Here is a 16,970-nt window from a genome sequence, read left to right as displayed (position 1 = left end):
ATGGTTTCCCATGCGGCTGACCGATTACGCGCTTTGGGCCTGCATGCTGCTCATCGCAGAATGTAAGCCTGAGGAAAAAGCAACAATGGTAACGTTCGTAGTGAGTTAGAAGGTGTTTAGGCAGCAGCAAGTCTGTTATGCCGAGCGCAGCCAAGGCATCTCGCTCGCTTCGTTGAACTGATTTGATTACTGCTGCACGCGAGATGCCTCGGCTCCGCTCGGCATGACGTTCCTTTTGAAGTAGCCGACTTTCTAAACAGCCTGTTAGATTAATCAGGATAATTAATCAACATAACTAAAAAGGCTTCTGCAATATGCAGGAGCCTTTTTTAGCTCAAGCAGAGCTGAATTTCAGCTCACCCCAGTCTTATTCAATCTCCGATTTCTGCTTCTGAAACAGGGCCTGGCCGCGCAGCAGCACGCGCAGGCTCTTGCGCTTGAGCGAAATGTGGGGCGCCATTTTGCCGTCGTCTTCGAGGCGGTTTTTGTAGGCCGTCAGGATGTCGCGGTAGGAGATGACGCCGCTTACCAGCGCCTTGCTGCCGGGGCCGAGGACGGGCAGCACGTCCACGTTTTCGCGGGCCATGCGCTCCACGGCGGTGCGGAGGGTGTCGGTGGCCAGCACCGTGGAGGAGCGGGGCTGCAGCAGGGCGCTGATGGGCGCGTGCTCGTCGGCGTGCCAGCCGGCCAGGGCCACGGTGCTCACGATGCCGGCAAAAGACCCGTCGGGGTTTATTACTACCAGGTGCGGGCCGGTACGGTCGGGCTCACGCTCGGTCCATTCGCGCACTTCGCGGATGGTGTTGTCGGTGCTGATGGCCACCATGCCGTTTTGCAGCACGCGGGCCACGTTCACCTTGTCGAGCAGGTCGGGCTCGTAATCAACCGGCGTTTTCACGCCACGACGGGCAATTTTCTCGGTCATGATGGTATTGCCCATCAATAGAAACGACACCAGGTAGGCCCCGGTGCAGGCGCCCAGCAGCGGCAGCAGCGCCTGCGCCTGGCCGGTGGATTCTACCGCAAAAACGATGGAGGTGAGCAGCGCCCGCGAGGCACCTGCAAACATGGCGGCCATGCCCACCAGCGCGGCCAGCGGCAGCACAATGTCAGAAGCGGGGAAGAAGTGCTTGATGGCCACGCCCAGCAGCGCCCCCGTGGCCCCGCCAATGGTGAGCAGCGGCGCCAGCGTGCCGCCCGACGTACCGCTGCCCAGCGAAATGGCCCACGAAGCAAACTTGAGCAAACACAGCGACAGCAGCAAACTCAGCGGCGCATTGCCCGACAGCACGGTGGTGATGTTCTCATAGCCCACGCCCAGCGTGCGCGGCGCGAAGTAGCCGATGCCGCCCACGGCCAAGCCGCCCAGGGCCGGCCACCACGCCCAGTGAATGGGCAGCTTTTCGAAGCTGTCTTCGATGAAATACACGATTTTGGTGATGGCCACCGAAGCCAGCCCCACCAGCAGGCCGATGGCGCTGTAGGTGGCCAGCGCGCCGTTGCTCGGCGCGAGCAAGGCAGGCATTTCAAACACCGGGCCTGGCTCAAACAGCAAGTGGTGGCCCGCCGCGCCCGTGATGCACGCCAGGGCTACCGGCAGCAGCGAACGGGGCGAAAACTCAAACAGCAGCAGCTCAATGGCCAGAAACACCGCCGCGATGGGCGTGCCGAAAATGGCCGACATGCCGGCCGTGGCGCCGGCCGCCAGCAGCACTTTGCGCTCGTGGTGGGTGATGTTGATGAGCTGGCCCAACGTGGAGCCCAGCGCGCCGCCCGTGGCAATAATCGGCCCTTCGGCGCCAAACGGGCCGCCCGTGCCAATGGAAATGGCCGCCGACAGCGGCTTGAGGTACATAATCGACGGCTTGATGCGGCTCTGGTTGGTCAGAATCTGCTCCATGGCTTCGGGGATGCCGTGGCCGCGAATGGCCTTGGAGCCGTAAATGGCCATCAGGCTGACCAGCAGGCCGCCGATGGCTGGCATGGCAATTACCCAGAGGCCGAGGTGGTTGTTGGCCGGGCTGTGGTATTCCAGTGAAAAATCGCCGTAAAAAACCAGGTTGGTGACCAGGTCAATCAGGTAAACCAGCAGGCGGGCCACCAGGCTGATGGTGAGGGCCACCAGCACCGCCAGAGCCGAAATGCGCACCAGCCGTCGCTTGTCGGGCGCCACGCGGGGCCGCACGCCGTCGTCGGCTAAGGTAGAATCGAGGGAAGGGGCAATGGGAATGCCGGCATGCGCAAGCGTAGGGTGTTTCATAGCAGCGAAAAGAGAAATAAAGCCTGTTTCAGTACGGACAGGTACCGTGCTATACGAACTCAGCAAGAAGTAGATGAGTGCCCGCAGCGACCTTATTTAGGCAGTGCCATCACAGCTTCCTTGAAATTAAATTGAGGGAAAGATGCCTGGATGGCCGTGTCTATCTGGGATTTCTCATCAAGGAACTCCGGCTGGTTTTCATTGGCTAGGTTCCAGGTGCCCACGTAGTGCACCTTGCCGCTTTCAACCGTGAACTGGTAGCGGGTTGCGCGCAGCGGTGCATTGGGGGCTGGGGCAACGGGTTTGCGCAAGTGCTCGAAATGCGTGCGGTAGGGGCCCCAAACCTTATCGGGGTACGCGTAAATGTGCAAGGCGTAGCGTCCGGCGGGCAAGGCGTAGAAAAATCCGTTTTCGCGCCGCGATTTCATGGGAGGTTTTACGCCGATGGTTACCAATTTGTGAGTGGTGAGGTTTACGAGTTGCACAAACTCGCCCGTGCCCAGACTGTTGGTACTACCAAGGCGTTGCAAGCAGGTGCCGTAAATCATGCCCTGTCCTTTGGGCGCCGGCCATCGTTTGCTTTCCCAGCTTGGCTGTGGGAAAGCCGGCTTACGGTCGTAACGGCCCACGTCCAGCGAGTCGCCTGAGGGCTGGTCCAGCTTCTTGCCGCTGATGTTGAAATTCATGGGCGCCGTAAACAACACCGTCACGGGCCGACCGTTTTGGGTGCCGGGCTCCCACTGAATGGCCTCGAGGCGGTGGGCATTGCGCAGCACTTCCGCGTCTATGTCGGCCCGCAAGCCCTTCACAATCTTAATGTCCTGGGTTCGGCCCTGGGCATTCACGGCAAACGAGAAAAACACCTGGCCGGTGATGGCGTCGCGCAGCGCTTTGGGCGGATAATGCACGTCGGCGTTGATGAACTTCTTGAACCGCTGATAGGTCGGCATGGCACTGTCGGCGGGGGCCAGCACCGGGAAAACCGGCATTTTTTCGACGTAGGTGTAGCGCTTCGCGCCAACTGTGTCGGATGAGGCTGGGGCTTGAGCCAAAGCGCTGGCCCGGGCGAGGAGCAGCAGTCCGCAAATCAGCGTAGAAGTTAGGCGCATTATGCAGTTTTTGATGTGATGGATTGAATGAAAAGCCAGGGGCCTTAGTCCTGCACCGCCACCAGTGGCACTTCCGGCTCAGGCGCGGCTTTGGGCTTGCGGCTCACCAGCCATACGCCTAAGAAGATAAGCACGGCCTGGCCGGCCTTGCCCCAGGTGAGGTGGTCTTTGCCCAGACTCACGGCGATGAGCACGGCCAGCACCGGCTGCAGGTAGATGTACACGCCCAGCAGGGCAGGAGAGGCGTACTTCAGGGCCCAGTTATTGAGCAGATAAGCCAGGATGGTGAGGAAGACCACCATGTAGCCGATTTCCAGCCAGATGTACAGCGGAAAGTGGGCGTAGTCGGCCGTGAGGGCCTCGCGCCAGCCGAAGGGCACCGCAATGAAGACTCCCACCAGGAAAATGCGCGCGAGCACTGTGAAGGCGTGGTACTTGCGCATGAGCGGCTGCACCAGCACCAGGTACAGGCCGAATACGGTGGCGTTGAGCAGAATGAAAATATTGCCCAGCGTGGCGTGCGGGTAAATGGCCGCCTGTGCGTTGCGGCTCAAGATGAGCAGGCCGGCCCCGAAGGCGCCCACCGCGATGCCCAGCACGCGTGGCAACGTAATTTTCTCACTCAGCAATATGGCCGAAGCAATGACCACCACAATGGGCGCGATGGTTTGGAGCAAGGAGGCGCTGATGGGCGAAGTGAGATTTAGGCCCGAGAAAAACAGCAGGCTGGTTGACCCCGATGCCGCAGATGCCGCAGGCAATGGCGCGCAGGTTATCGGCCCGGCCCACGAGCTTGTCGTGCGGGGCCACGATGCGGTGGATGATGCCAAAAAACAGCGCCGCACCTACTATGCGCAGCGTAACGATGCCAAACGGCCCCATGTAGCGCGGCATCACGTCTTTCGACAGGCTGTAGTTGGCGGCGTAGATGAGGGCGACGAAAAACAACGCCCCGTGGACGCGGTAGGAATTGCGCATATAATTAATTCGGATAGCAACAGCGTGAACCCCCGGCGTGCAGGCGCCAACTTTGCGGTTCGCCCCTGCGCGCCGCTAGAACCCGTTTCAATGACAAACGTTCTGACAAGCGAACCGCAAAGGTCGCGCTACTAGCCGCGTCAATTCCCATGAACTCCCTTTTTCCCGACGAACCCGCCGCCTTCACCCCATCCCCCGGCCCCGGGCCCGATGCGCCCCTGGCTGAGCGCCAGCGCCCGCGCCGCCTGGCCGACTACGCCGGCCAGCAGCATTTGGTGGGCGAAACCGGCGTGCTGCGCCGCTACCTCAACTCGGGCCGGCTGCCCAGCCTCATCCTGTGGGGCCCGCCCGGCGTGGGCAAGACCACCCTGGCCCACCTGCTGGCTTCGGAGCTGAAACAGCCGTTTTCGGCGCTCTCGGCCATTAATGCGGGGGTGAAAGACGTGCGCGATGTGATTGAGAAAGCCAAGCGGCAGCGGGGCACAGTGCTGTTCATCGACGAGATTCACCGCTTCAGCAAGGCGCAGCAGGATGCGCTGCTGGGTGCGGTGGAAAACGGTACGGTGACCTTGATTGGAGCCACCACCGAAAATCCCTCGTTTGAGGTGATTCCGGCTTTGCTCTCGCGCTGCCAGGTGTACGTGCTGGAGCCGTTGAGCCCCGAAACGCTGCGCGAGCCTGGTGGCCAAGGCGTTGAAAGAAGACGAGGCGCTAAAGCAGAAAAAGGTGAAGCTGGCCGAAGACCACGCCCTTCTGGCCCTGAGCGGCGGCGACGCCCGCAAGCTGCTCAACCTGCTCGAAATAGTGGTGCAAAGCACGCCGCCCGACAAAAAAGGCGTCGTCACCGTGACGGATGCCGTGGTGCAGCAAGTGGCCCAGCGCCCGCTGGCCAAGTACGACAAGGGCGGCGAAATGCACTACGACGTCATTTCGGCCTTCATCAAGAGCATCCGCGGCTCCGACCCCAACGCCGCGCTCTACTACCTGGCCGTGATGCTGGAGGGCGGCGAAGACGTAAAGTTTATTGCCCGGCGCATGCTCATTCTGGCTTCCGAGGACATCGGCAACGCCAACCCCAACGCCCTGATGCTGGCCACGAGCCTGCTTTCAGGCCTGCACGGTCATCGGCCTGCCCGAGTCAGATTTGATTCTGGCCCAAACCGTGGTGTACCTGGCCACGTCGGTGAAGAGCAATGCCTCGTACCTGGCCATCCGGGCGGCGCAGGCCGAGGTGCAGGCCCACGGCGTGTACCCCGTGCCGGTGCCCCTGCGCAACGCCCCCACGCGCCTGATGAAGCAGCTCGGCTACGGCAAAGAATACGCCTACTCGCACAACGGCGAGGGCAACTTTGAAGAGCAGGAGTTTCTGCCCGAAGCTCTGAGCGGCACGCGTTTCTACGAGCCCGGGCAGAACCCGAGCGAGCAGAAAATTCAGGAGCGGCTGCGGGTTTGGTGGGGCGAAAAGTACGGGTATTAATAAAGTAGGGGCGGGGCGCTGGCGTCCTTACTTTTACAGACCTAACTTTTTGTATTCTGCGTCATGGGACAATTCTTTAAATACGTGCTGGCCACGCTGGTGGGCCTGGTGGCGTTCAGCTTCCTGTGCTTCTTGCTGCTGGCCGTCGTCATCGGCATCGCCAAGAGTGCCGGCGAGCGCAAGGAAATAGCGTCGAACTCGGTGCTGGAGCTCAAGCTCAACGAGCCGCTGTCGGAGCGGGGGCAGGGCGACAGGTTCCTGATTGGGGGCGGCTCAACGACGGGGCTCATCACTATTAAGGAGGCCATTCGCCGGGCCAAAACCGACGACGACATCAAGGGCATTCTGCTCAATCTGGACATTGTGCAGGGCGGCATGGCGTCGCTGGAAGAAGTGCGCAACGAGCTGCTCAACTTCAAGAAGTCGGGCAAGTTCATCGTGGCTTACCACGAAGTGTGCTCCGAGAAGAGCTTCTACCTCTCGTCGGTGGCCAATGAAATCTACCTGCACCCGCAGGGCACGCTCGAATTCAACGGCCTGAGCACGGAAGTGCTGTTTTACAAGCGGCTGTTCGATAAGGCCGGCATTGAGCCCTACATCTTCCGGGTGGGCTCGTTCAAAAGTGCGGTTGAGCCATTTTTCCGGGAAAACTTCTCCGATTCGGCCCGCTACCAGACCGTGTCGTTTCTCAACTCCATCAACGGCCACCTCATTCGGCAGGTCGCGGCTGCCCGCGGCATTGCCCCGGCCCGGCTCAAGGTCATCTCCGACTCGATGCTGGTGCACAACGCCCCCGACGCCCTGCGCCTGAAAATGGTGACCCGCCTCGGCTACTTCGACCAGGTGCAGGACTACATGCGCCGCAAGTTGGGCCTGGAGAAAAACAAGAAGCCCAGCGTGGTAAGCCTGGGCGACTACAGCGACGAAGACCGGGTGGATGAGAACGAGGGCAAGACCAGCGGCAACCGCATTGCCGTGATTTACGCCGAGGGCGACATCGTGACCGGCAAGGGCAGCGACGACAACATCGGCAGCACCAAATTTGCCGAGGCCATCCGCAAAGCGCGCCTCGACAACAAGGTGAAGGCCGTGGTGCTGCGCATCAACTCGCCCGGCGGCTCGTCGCTGGCTTCCGACATCATCTACCGCGAGGTGGTGCTCACCAAAAACGTGAAGCCCATCATCGCGTCGATGTCGGACGTGGCGGCTTCGGGCGGCTATTACATTGCCATGGCCTGCGATACCATCGTGGCCCACCCGAACACCATCACGGGCTCCATTGGCGTGTTTGGGGTGCTGCCCAACATTCAGCCGCTGCTGGCTAACAAGCTCGGTATTACCGTGGACCGCGTCACGACGGGCAAGTTCTCCGACCTGCCCACCATCACCCGGCCTCTCTCCGACTTTGAGAAGCGTACGCTGCAGCGCGAAGTCGACCACATCTACGCCGACTTTACCACCAAGGCCGCCCGGGGCCGCCACATGCCCGTCGAGCGCCTGCGCCGCCTGGCCTCGGGCCGCGTCTGGAGTGGCCTCGAAGCCAAAAACAACGGCCTGGTTGACGTGCTTGGCGACTACACCACGGCCCTGAAAATCGCGGCGGCCCGCGCCCACCTCAAAGCCGACGACTACCGCGTGCAGCGCCTGCCCCGGCGCAAGTCCAGCCTCGAAAACCTGCTCTCCATGATTGGCAGCGACGAAAACGAGGAGGCCCAAACCAAAGCCATGAAGGCCGAGCTCGGCCCCTGTACCCGGCCTATGCCCAGTACAAGCAGCTCATAAGCATGCGCGGCGTGCAGGCCCGGCTGCCGTATGAGCTCGACATCAAGTAGTTCGTTGGATTTTCTTTGTCATCCTGAATTCTGTCTGTCATCCTGAGTTTGCGCAGGACCTTGCCACGTTGGGGACCGGGCGTTCCCACTTGGTAAGGTCCTGCGCCGGCTCGGGATGACGTGTTTTAAAGCATTTCCTTCATGCAGCAGCTCCGCGAAGCCACCGCTTACATCCAGGCTCAATCCAATAATTTCCAGCCCCAGGCGGGCATTATCCTCGGTACCGGGCTGGGAGCTTTGGCCAAAGAGGTCGAAGTGGAGTACGAAATCAACTACGCCGACATCCCGCATTTCCCGCTCTCTACGGTGGAAAGCCACGCTGGCCGGCTGCTGCTGGGCCGCATGGGCGGCAAAAAGGTGGCCGTGCTGCAGGGCCGCTTTCACTATTACGAGGGCTATAGCATGCAGCAGGTGGTGATGCCCGTGCGCGTGCTGAAGCTGCTGGGAATCAGTCAGCTGATAGTGAGCAACGCCGCTGGCGGGCTCAACCCCGACTTCAACATCGCCGATTTGATGCTGATAGACGACCACATCAACCTGCAGCCCACCAACCCGCTCATCGGCCCCAATTACGACGAGCCTGGGCCCCCGCTTCCCGGACATGTTTGCGCCCTACGACGCCGGCCTGCTCGCCCGCGCCGAGGCCGCCGCCCAGGAGTTGGGCCAGGGCGCCAGCACGCGGCGCGGCGTGTACGCCAGCGTGCCCGGCCCCATGCTCGAAACCCCGGCCGAGTACCGCTACCTGCGCACCATCGGGGCCGATGCCGTGGGCATGAGCACGGTGCCCGAAGTCATTGCCGCCCGCCACGCGGGTTTGCCGGTGCTCGCCGTGTCGGTCATCACCGATTTGTGCGCGCCCGGCCACCTCAAGCCGGTGGTGCTGGCCGATATTTTCGCCGCCGCCGCCCTGGCCGAGCCCCGGCTCACGGCACTCATTCGGGCGGTGGTAGCTGGGCTGTAAAATGCTTGAGCTGTTTCGTAGCAGCTCAAGCGCCATCATCAAACATAAAAAAGGCCGTTGCACTCTGCAACGGCCTTTTTTATTGAATGCGACGAGCAGTTTAGGGTTGAGCTGAAAAACCCGTTCTTCAACTTTACCGTCCTTGTTGGTGAAGCTGTACCGAAACTCACTGGCAGTCAGAGTGACCAGCGTGTATTCGGCGCTGGCTCCTTTGTGGTCAATGACGTGCATCATCGTGCTGTTGTTCATCAGCATCCAGACGCCGTTGTACGTGGTGTTGTCGGCCAGGAGTTTTTGCGTGTAGGTGCCGTCGGTCCGGAAAGTGAGCGAATACTGGTCTTTGATGCCCGCGCCGCTGCTCGTCACCTGCCCGCCCTGCGTGATTTGGTCGAGCCGCCAGCTGCCTTTGGTGAGTTGAGCCGGCGAGATGCTCTGGGTTTGGGGCTGCGGCACGTCGTCCTTTTTGCAGTTGCCCAGGGTGAGCCCGGCAGCGACCAGTAACAACGGTAGAAAGCGTAAGCGGAAAAAGGGCATAAAATGGCGAAAAAGTGAAACGGGAAGCTTTCTGGTCTCTAACTGAGCGAAGGCGCTGCAAGAAACGACGGCAATAGGTAAGTATTGCCGATTGCCTCTATTTCACAATCTTCATGGCCCGCGTGTAGCTCAACACCGAAAAGATGCCGACACCGCCCTGCACGTTGCTGTAGATGGCCGAGGGCTGGGCAAAGGGGTTGCCGTTGGCATTGCGGGCGTCGCGCACCGATTCGCGAAAGCGGAAAAACGCAGCATCGGTGTGGTACAGCGTGGCCGTGACGGTATCGCCGCTGAGAAACCGGTAGGTGGTGCCCACCACAAACGGCTTGCCGTTGAGCAGCCGGTCTTCGAAGGAATTGTCGACTTCGGGCTCCTGCAAGAGGGCACCCTTGTCGGGGTTGCCTTTGTGCAGCTGCAGGCGGTAGCAGTCGTCGGGGGTGGGCGGGTCCCGGAAGCTGGTGAGGAAGTAGGCCTTGCGCTCGGCGCCGGTTTTGTCGTTGAACTTGTACTCCACCGAATCGATGGAAATGGGCGCGAGCATGGTGGTGGTGCCCGTGACGCGCCGGCCCTTGGTGTCGCGCACGTCCAGGGTAAAGACGTCGCCGGGGCGGGCCACCAGTGGGTCGCGCCCAATGTGGGTGTGGAATTTTATGCCCGAAGTAGTATCGGCCAGCGCGCTGTAATTCGGGTTGAAGGGCAGGGGCACCACCGTCCCGTTGGGCATGGTGAGGCTCACCGTAACATCGGAGGGCACTTGCGGCAACGCCGAGCTCAGGTACGGCACCGACGAGGTGACGGTGAGGCTGGGCGCCTTGCCCGGCTGTAGGTAGCACTCCACCACAAGGTCGGCGGAGTAGCTGGGCAGCACCACGTCGATGTCGTTTTGCAGGTTGCTGCAGCCGGCCAGCACCGGCAAGGCCAGGACGCACCCAATGATTTTACGAAAGGTCAGCATGAAGGAGGGGTCCAGCGAAGCGGTTGCCAAAACCAGCGCTAGAACCTGAAATTGTACGTGAGGGAGGGAATTACTGGGAACAGCGACACCTGCTTGGCCTTGAAGCCCACTGTGCGGCCGGTGGCTTTGTCTTCCACGGCTTCAAAAAACACGAAGTAGGCGTTGCGGCGGTTGTAGGCGTTGTAGATGCTCAGGGTCAGGTCCTGGTTGCGGCGGGAGCCGATTTTGTACACCGCGCCCAGGTCGAGGCGGTGGTAGGGGATGAGGCGGTACGAGTTGCGGTCTGGGTAAAGAGGCACCGGGCGCGGGTCGACGCCCACGCGCGAGCCCGGAATGTCCTGCATGCCAAAGCGGCCCAACGGCAGCGTGGTAAGATTGCCCGACGTGTAGATAAAGCTGGCCGTGAGGTTGATGCGGGCGCTGAGCTCGTGCAGCAGCACCGCCGTCAGGTTGTGGCGGCGGTCGTAGTTGGGGTGAAAGTCGCGGCCGTTGTTGACGCCGGCCGTGCCGCGCTGGGGCTGAAAATTGCGCCAGCTCCAGGCCAGCGTGTAGCCTACCCAGCCGGTGGTTTTGCCGGTTTTCTTTTCCAGGTACAGCTCGTTGCCGTAGCTCCAGCTTTTGCCAAAGATGAATTCGGCGTCCAGGCTCGGGGTTCACAAACAGCTGGGCGCCGTCGCGGAAATCCACCTGGTTGCGGCCCCACTTGTAGTACACCTCGTTGGTGAGCAGGTACTTGCCCTGGCCCAGCAGGAAGCTCGCGCCCGTGCTCACCTGCTGCGAGCGCTGGGGCTTCACCGACAGCCGCGACGGGTACCAGATGTCGGTGGGCAGCGAGGCCCCCGAGTTCGTGACCAGGTGCACGTATTGGTACATCTGGGCGTAGCTGGCCTTGAGCGTCGTGCGGTCGTTGAGGGAGTAGCGGGCGGAGCCGCGGGGCTCGAAGCCGCCGTACAGCTTCTGGCCGCTCCCGAAACCGGTCAGCCGCAGGCCGCCTTCGAGCCTGCAGCTTGTCGCTGGCTTTGTAGTTGTCGGAGGCGTAAAGCGCAGCCTCCTGGCCGAAGTAATGCACATCGGACCCGAAGTTGACGCGCCCGTCGCCGGAGTTGGCGTCGAGACGGCCCACGCCGAATTTGTGGTGGGTAAACTGGGCGCCGGCCTTGAGCACGTGCCGCTCGTCGGGCGTGTACTCGAAGTCGGTGCGGCCGGTGTAGTCGGTGATGCGCGAGCCCAGCGCAAAGCTGAACTGGTCGAGCCGGTTGGTGAGGTTGTACTTGTAATCGGACACCGAGACCGAGGTGTTGACAAACAGCTTGGGCGAAAAACGTGGTTCCAGCGCAGCGTGCCCACGGTATTGCCCCAGCTGAAATCAAAGTTGAACCCGCCCGGGCTGTTGAACCCGAACGTGTCGCGGCCCAGGTAGCCGGTCAGAAACACCTGGTCTTTCTCGCCGAGCGTGTAGTTGGCCTTGGCGTTGAAGTCGTAGAAATAGTAATCGGGAATGGGGCTGTAGTCCTCCTTGTTCTTGTTGGCCTCGTTGAGGGCCCGCGTGAAAATGTCGAAGTACGTGCGGCGGCCCGACACGATGAACGAGCCCTTGCCCTTGTTGATGGGCCCTTCGTAGGTGAGGCGCGACGAAATCAGCCCCACGCCGCCCGTGGCCACGTAGTGCTGCCGGTCGCCCTCGCGCAGCTTCACATCGACCACCGACGAGAGCCGCCCGCCAAATTGAGCCGGAAAGCCCGACTTGTACAGGTCCACCGACTGCACGGCATCGGAGTTGAATACCGAAAACAGCCCAAACAAGTGGTTGGGGTTGTAAACCAGGGCGTTGTCGAGCAGCACCAGGTTTTGGTCGGCCGAGCCGCCGCGCACAAACAGCCCACTCGTGCCCTCGCCGCCGCTCTGGATGCCCGGTTTCAGCTGCAGCGTTTTCAGAATGTCGACCTCGCCAAACAAGGCCGGCAGCAGCTTGGCCTCGCGGATGCTCACGCGCTCAACGCCCATTTGGGTAGTTTTGAGCTTCTCTTCCAGCGTCACGGCGCCCTGCACAACTACTTCGCCCAGCTCGTTGCCGCTCTCTTCCAACACAAAGTTGAGCCGCTGATTCCGGCTCAGGTTCAGGGCCCGGGCTATTTGCTGGTAGCCCACGAAGGCCACCACCAGGTCGTGCCGGCCCGCGGGCAGGAGCAAGGAAAAGTGGCCCAATGAGTCGGCGGCTGTGCCGGTATTCAGGGCCGGCACGGCCACGCTGGCGCCGGGCAGCACCTCGCCCCGGGCGCCCCGCACCGTGCCGCTCACCGTGTACCGGGCCACCTCCTGCGACCAGGCCAAGCGGGGCCAGCCCAGGCCTAACAATAAGACTATTAAATAGTAACGTGTAACAGAACCAGGAACCATGCGGCAGCAAACGAATAAGGCACAAAGGTAGCCTTATGCCCAACGCCCAGGCTTCCCGGATAGTTTTCGGGCGGCCCGGCTCTCTGCCGCGACGGTCGCCTTACGGTTTGCCAACAAATGGCTGTAGCGCCTGGGTAATCTGGGCCGCGGGCACCACGCCGGCCTGCCGCCACACGGGCTGTCCCTGGTGAAAGAGGATGAGCGTGGGAATGCTTTGCACGCGGTACTGCTGGGCCACCGCCTGATTGCGGTCCACGTCAATCTTGATGACGCGCAGCTTGCCGCCGTGCTGGGCCGCCACCTGCTCCAGGATGGGCGCCATGGTCTTGCAGGGCCCGCACCAGGTGGCATAAAAATCGACCAGCACGGGCATGCCGGGGCTGTTGATGAGTTCGGGAAAGGACTTGCGAGGCACGACAGAACAGAAAAAGTGAATAATAGCCGAAGTGGGGTAGCTGCTAAACGAAAAAGCCCGGCGCGTGGCCAGGCTTTTGTTCGCTTTGCTGCCGAAAAATAACAAACCGGCTATGTTCTACTTATTGATAACCGTGACGTCGTTGCCCACTTCGGGGAACACAAACCGGCCGCTTACGGCCTTGGTGCCCTTCACGCGGCACTCCCAGGTATAGCGGCCGGGGTAGCGGCGGCTGCCTCGCCGCCTTCGGTTTTGAAGTAGTTGGGGTCGGAAGGGTCGGTGGGGAAGAGCACGTCTATGCCGCTTTGGCCGGCTGCCAGGTCTTTCACCAGCAGGTAGTCTTTGCCCGTGCGCTCGCTGTGCACCACGAAAGTGGCCTGGTAGGGACCCAACTGGCCGTACTTATCCAGAATGCCCAGTTTGATGTGGGCCGTGGTGCTCACCATCCAGGTTTGGGAGTGCGCCGCGGGGCTGCACCCAGAAGCAAAAGGGCCACCAAGGCGCCTGCCACGCGGCCGGCTACAGAGGTCGGCTTAGATGAGGTAATCGGGGGTACAGTTGTCATCATGGGTGTAAATAGGGAAAATGATATGATACAAAGAGTAAATTAAGCTATGCAAGTAAGCTCAACACAGCCCAAGGTAGCGCTTTGCAAGCATATCAGCAACTTGCGATAAATAAATGGGGTTGATATAAAAAAATAACCGTCTCTTCCCATCGCCTCTGGTTTTAGCTTATGGCAAGGCAGCGCTCCCGGTCCGCCGAATGGCCACCCTCCGAATCTCCTCCCGCCGCTGGCCCGCAGTGCGGCCTTTGCGAGCGCGAAGTGCAGTCCACCTCCCGCCACCATCTGGTGCCCCGCGAAGAAGGTGGCAAATACGGCCCCACCGTGGAGCTGTGCCAGCCCTGCCACAGCAGCGTACACCGCTTCCTGAGCAACCGCGAGCCTGGCCCGGCTATACCCCACGGTAGAACTGTTGCGCTCGGCCGAGGAATTGCAGACCTATCTGCACTGGATTCGGCGCCAGCGCATCGAGCGCATCGCCAACCGGCGCGGCCGCCGCTGAATGCGTGGCTATTAAGCCGCTAAAGAGGCAATTAGAAACACCCCAATGCGACGGTGATGCAGAAGCGCAACGAACCGCAGTTCGACGAAGCCAAGCATCTTTTACCGCTTTGTTGTTACTGGCGTGTCATGCTGAGCCTGCCGAAGCATCTCGCGTGGGGTAGTAACTCAATCGTCTGTCATGCTGAGCCTGCGAAGCATCTTCTCACGGCTCAACGATTGGTTCTGACCTGATAAGATGCTTCGCAGGCTCAGCATGACAGACGATTGTTAAGTTCGTTGCGCGGTAGAAATGCTTCGTCAAGCGGACGCCAGATAAAGCATGACGGTTCTATACAATAGAAAAACAAGCCCTACAGCCCAATAACCCGAATTGAACTGACGCCGCCTGCGCCTTTGCGCACGCTGATTTGGGTGCTGACCCGTTCTTTCAGGGCTTCGACGTGGGAGATGATGCCGATGGTTTTGCCCGTGCCTTGCAGCATTTCCAGGGCCGTGAGGGCTACGTCCAGCGCGTCGGGGTCGAGGGTACCGAAGCCTTCGTCAATGAATAGAGTGTCAATCTGGGTCTTGCGGCCGGCCAATTCGCTCAGCCCCAGGGCCAGGGCCAGGCTCACCAGGAAGCTTTCGCCGCCCGAGAGCGAGTTCATGGAGCGGGTACTGCCGGCCTGGTACTCGTCCACGATGAGCAGGTCGAGGTGCTCGTCGGGGTTGCGCAGGATGCGGTAGCGGTCGGTGAGGCGGGTGAGGTGGCGGTTGGCCAAATCCACGAGGCGGGCCAGGGTGAGGCCCTGGGCAAACTCGCTGAACTTCTTGCCATCGGCCGAGCCGATGACTTCGGCCAGGCCGCGCCAGCGGCGGGCTTCCTGCTGCTGCTGCTCGAGGGCGCTGGCCAGGGCGGCGTGCCGCTCCAGTCCCTGGCGGTGGCTGTTGAGGCGCTCCTGCCGCTGGCCCAGGCTGCTGGTTGATGGCCGCGAGGTGCTCGCGGTTGGTCTGGAGCTGGCTGGCGATGGTTTCGGCGGGCTCGGCGCTAAGGGCTTTCCCTCTTCGGCGTGAAGCTGCTGGGCTACTTCAGTGAGGGAGTGCTGGGCGGCGGCCACGGCTTGGTCGTGCTGCGTGAGCTGCTGCGAGAGGCGCTGGGCCACGTCATCGGGGAGCAGGCGCTCGGCCAGGGCGGTGGGGGCGGGGGAAGGCCGGCGGTGCGCAAGTCGGCCACCAGTGCCGCGTAGCGCGTGTCGCGGGTCTGGGCTTGGTGGGCCGCATCCTGCTCGCGTTGGCGCAGCTGGCTTTCGGCGTTGGCGAGGGCAGTTTCGTGCTTTTGTAGCTGCTGGTCGGCTAGCGTGAGCTGCTGCTCGGCGCGTTCGGTGGCGGCCTCCGGCTGGGCGCGGGCGGCGGCTACGTCGGGGCCGGCAAACAGCTCTTCGCGCTGCTGCTTTTGCGCCTTAATTTCCTCGTGCTGGCTCAGGAGCGTGGCTTTGCGCGCCTGCAGCCACTGGTGCAGGCTCGTCGCGTTTTTCCTGCTGTTCCACCAAAACGGCCTCGGCCGTGGCAATGTCTTTTTCAACCGTGCCCTGGGCATCCTTCCGGCGCTGAAACTCTGCGCCCAGGTCCTTAAGCTGCTTGACCAGCGCCGGTCCGTTTTCCCCATCGAAAGCCAAGCCAAAGCTGCTGCAGAAGCTGGCGATTTGGTCCCGCATGAGGGGCTGGCGTTCCTGGGCATCGGCTAGGCGCGTGCGCAGGCTGGTGGCCTCGGTGGTCAGCTCCTGGTGCTGCGCGGCTGCCTGCTGCACGCGGGTCTCGGCGTTGTTAAGCGCCAGATTAAGCGTGTTCTTCTGCTGGTCGAAGTCGCGCAGTTGCTGCCTCAACGCCCGAACCCGGTCGGGGAATTCCGCTTCTTCTGCCTCGCTGAGCTGGCCTTGGTCGACAGCTCCGGGCAAAACTTGCCCACCATTATCCTCCAGCACACTGGTCAGGGCCTGCACTTTGTTTAGGCGGGCATTGAGCTGGCGAATGCGTTGGGCCATTTCCTCTTCCCGTTCCTGGTCGGCCTGTACCGATTCGGCACTCACGCCCAGGGCGCCGGCCGCGTAAGGATGCTCCACGGCCCCGCAGAGCGGGCAGGGCTCGCCGGCGGTGAGGTGCTGGCGCGCTTCCTCGTGGTTGAGGATGAGGTGATGGGCCTGCAGCAGGCGGCGTAGGTCGTGGTGGGCGAGTTCCTGGTCGGCGTAGTGCTGGCGCAGGGCCAGGGTGTGGAAGTGCAGGCGCGTAAGCCACTGGTCGCGGTGGGTGGTGGCTTCCAGCTGCTTGTCGCCGATGGCGGCCAACTGCTCGGTGGCCGCGCTGGCATCCAGGCGGCCCTGTTGGGCTGCGGTATCGGCCGCGGACAGGCGCAGGGCAAGGGATTTTTCGGCTTTCAGAAGCTCGCCCAGCTCGGTTCGCAGGTGCTCCCAGTCTTGCAGGCTGCCAGTGAGGTCGGGCAGGGCTTCATTCAATTCTGCCAGGGGCAAATGGCGGTTGAGCCACTCCCGCACTTGGCCCAATTGCTGGTGGAGCTCGTGCAGACGGGCCTTGGCGGCGTCAATATCCGCTTTCAGCTGCTTGCACTGGTCGTTTTTCTGGTCGTACTCCTGCTTGTCTTTGCCCAACTGCTGAGCAGCGGCCTGCACCAGCAAGTCGAGCTTTTCGGCTTCGCGCAGACGGGGCTCCTGCTCCCGGCGAGTGGCTGCGGCGGATTCACGCGCCGTGGCCGCGGTGATGCGCGCGGTACGGGCCGTAGCCAATGCCGACTGGAGCTCCGGCAGCTGCTTGCGAAGCTGCTCCATTTCTACGCCCAGGCGCTGGTGCTGCTCGTCGGCCTGGCGCAGCAGGGCCCAGGGCGTCTGGAAGGGGAGGGCCTGCTCGTGCCGGGCCACGCGCTGGCGCACCGGCGTGAGAGTTTCGGCCTCGGCCGTAAGTTGGTGAAGGCGCGACTGGCTGCGCTGCTGCT

At 61.9% G+C, this 16,970-nt stretch carries 13 protein-coding genes and 2 pseudogenes; 5 read left to right on the top strand and 10 right to left on the bottom strand.

The window, feature by feature from the left end; translation table 11 throughout:
- Nucleotides 1-367 precede the first annotated feature (367 nt).
- The 3 genes from ACFQT0_RS19935 to ACFQT0_RS19925 form a co-directional block, all read right to left on the bottom strand.
- A complete protein-coding gene (locus tag ACFQT0_RS19935) occupies nt 368-2,260 on the bottom strand; it encodes a chloride channel protein (RefSeq protein WP_380204881.1) in 1,893 nt (630 codons plus the stop codon).
- Nucleotides 2,261-2,352: 92 nt separating this feature from the next.
- Entirely contained in the window at nt 2,353-3,369 is a 1,017-nt protein-coding gene (locus tag ACFQT0_RS19930; protein ID WP_380204880.1) for an energy transducer TonB, read from the bottom strand.
- 44 nt (nt 3,370-3,413) lie between these two features.
- Nucleotides 3,414-4,214 carry a DMT family transporter gene (locus ACFQT0_RS19925; RefSeq protein ID WP_449272076.1) on the bottom strand — a complete coding sequence of 267 codons (801 nt, stop codon included), beginning with the start codon at nt 4,212-4,214 and terminating at the stop codon, nt 3,414-3,416.
- A gap of 282 nt (nt 4,215-4,496) precedes the next feature.
- Here ACFQT0_RS19925 and ACFQT0_RS19915 point away from each other — a divergent pair.
- From ACFQT0_RS19915 to ACFQT0_RS19900, 4 genes and pseudogenes are all read left to right on the top strand, one after another.
- Nucleotides 4,497-5,824: pseudogene (locus ACFQT0_RS19915) on the top strand (replication-associated recombination protein A).
- 63 nt (nt 5,825-5,887) lie between these two features.
- On the top strand, nt 5,888-7,606 hold the full coding sequence (sppA, locus tag ACFQT0_RS19910; RefSeq protein WP_380204878.1) for a signal peptide peptidase SppA: 1,719 nt from the start codon (nt 5,888-5,890) through the stop codon (nt 7,604-7,606).
- Between the two features lie 305 nt (nt 7,607-7,911).
- Nucleotides 7,912-8,617, top strand: a pseudogene (locus tag ACFQT0_RS19905) (purine-nucleoside phosphorylase).
- Nucleotides 8,618-8,674: 57 nt separating this feature from the next.
- Nucleotides 8,675-9,118: a hypothetical protein gene (locus ACFQT0_RS19900; protein ID WP_380204877.1), complete on the top strand. Its 444-nt coding sequence runs from the start codon at nt 8,675-8,677 to the stop codon at nt 9,116-9,118.
- 130 nt (nt 9,119-9,248) lie between these two features.
- Here ACFQT0_RS19900 and ACFQT0_RS19895 read toward each other — a convergent pair whose 3' ends face one another.
- From ACFQT0_RS19895 to ACFQT0_RS19875, 5 genes are all read right to left on the bottom strand, one after another.
- On the bottom strand, nt 9,249-10,106 hold the full coding sequence (locus ACFQT0_RS19895; RefSeq protein ID WP_380204876.1) for a DUF4249 domain-containing protein: 858 nt from the start codon (nt 10,104-10,106) through the stop codon (nt 9,249-9,251).
- A gap of 38 nt (nt 10,107-10,144) precedes the next feature.
- Entirely contained in the window at nt 10,145-10,339 is a 195-nt protein-coding gene (locus ACFQT0_RS19890; protein ID WP_380204875.1) for a hypothetical protein, read from the bottom strand.
- On the bottom strand, nt 10,248-12,437 hold the full coding sequence (locus tag ACFQT0_RS19885) for a TonB-dependent receptor (RefSeq protein ID WP_380204874.1): 2,190 nt from the start codon (nt 12,435-12,437) through the stop codon (nt 10,248-10,250). Before ACFQT0_RS19885 ends, ACFQT0_RS19890 begins: the two co-directional genes overlap by 92 nt.
- 166 nt (nt 12,438-12,603) lie before the next feature.
- A complete protein-coding gene (gene trxA, locus ACFQT0_RS19880; RefSeq protein WP_380204873.1) occupies nt 12,604-12,918 on the bottom strand; it encodes a thioredoxin in 315 nt (104 codons plus the stop codon).
- Nucleotides 12,919-13,109: 191 nt separating this feature from the next.
- Nucleotides 13,110-13,364, bottom strand: coding sequence for a hypothetical protein (locus ACFQT0_RS19875; RefSeq protein WP_380204872.1), 255 nt, complete (start codon nt 13,362-13,364; stop codon nt 13,110-13,112).
- Nucleotides 13,365-13,744: 380 nt separating this feature from the next.
- On the opposite strand from ACFQT0_RS19875, the gene ACFQT0_RS19870 reads away from it, so the two are divergent.
- A complete protein-coding gene (locus tag ACFQT0_RS19870) occupies nt 13,745-14,008 on the top strand; it encodes a hypothetical protein (protein WP_380204871.1) in 264 nt (87 codons plus the stop codon).
- Nucleotides 14,009-14,337: 329 nt separating this feature from the next.
- Here ACFQT0_RS19870 and ACFQT0_RS19865 read toward each other — a convergent pair whose 3' ends face one another.
- The gene (locus tag ACFQT0_RS19865; protein WP_380204870.1) at nt 14,338-15,129 is read right to left on the bottom strand and encodes an SbcC/MukB-like Walker B domain-containing protein; all 792 of its coding nucleotides are present in this window, start codon (nt 15,127-15,129) and stop codon (nt 14,338-14,340) included.
- Nucleotides 15,051-15,548 carry a hypothetical protein gene (locus tag ACFQT0_RS19860; RefSeq protein WP_380204869.1) on the bottom strand — a complete coding sequence of 166 codons (498 nt, stop codon included), beginning with the start codon at nt 15,546-15,548 and terminating at the stop codon, nt 15,051-15,053. Before ACFQT0_RS19860 ends, ACFQT0_RS19865 begins: the two co-directional genes overlap by 79 nt.
- Between the last annotated feature and the right edge of the window lie 1,422 nt (nt 15,549-16,970).

It is taken from the genome of Hymenobacter humi, assembly GCF_042665855.1.
GTDB lineage: Bacteria > Bacteroidota > Bacteroidia > Cytophagales > Hymenobacteraceae > Hymenobacter > Hymenobacter humi.
Note: the sequence above shows the minus strand (reverse complement) of the source record. Positions and strands in the feature narration are given on the sequence as shown.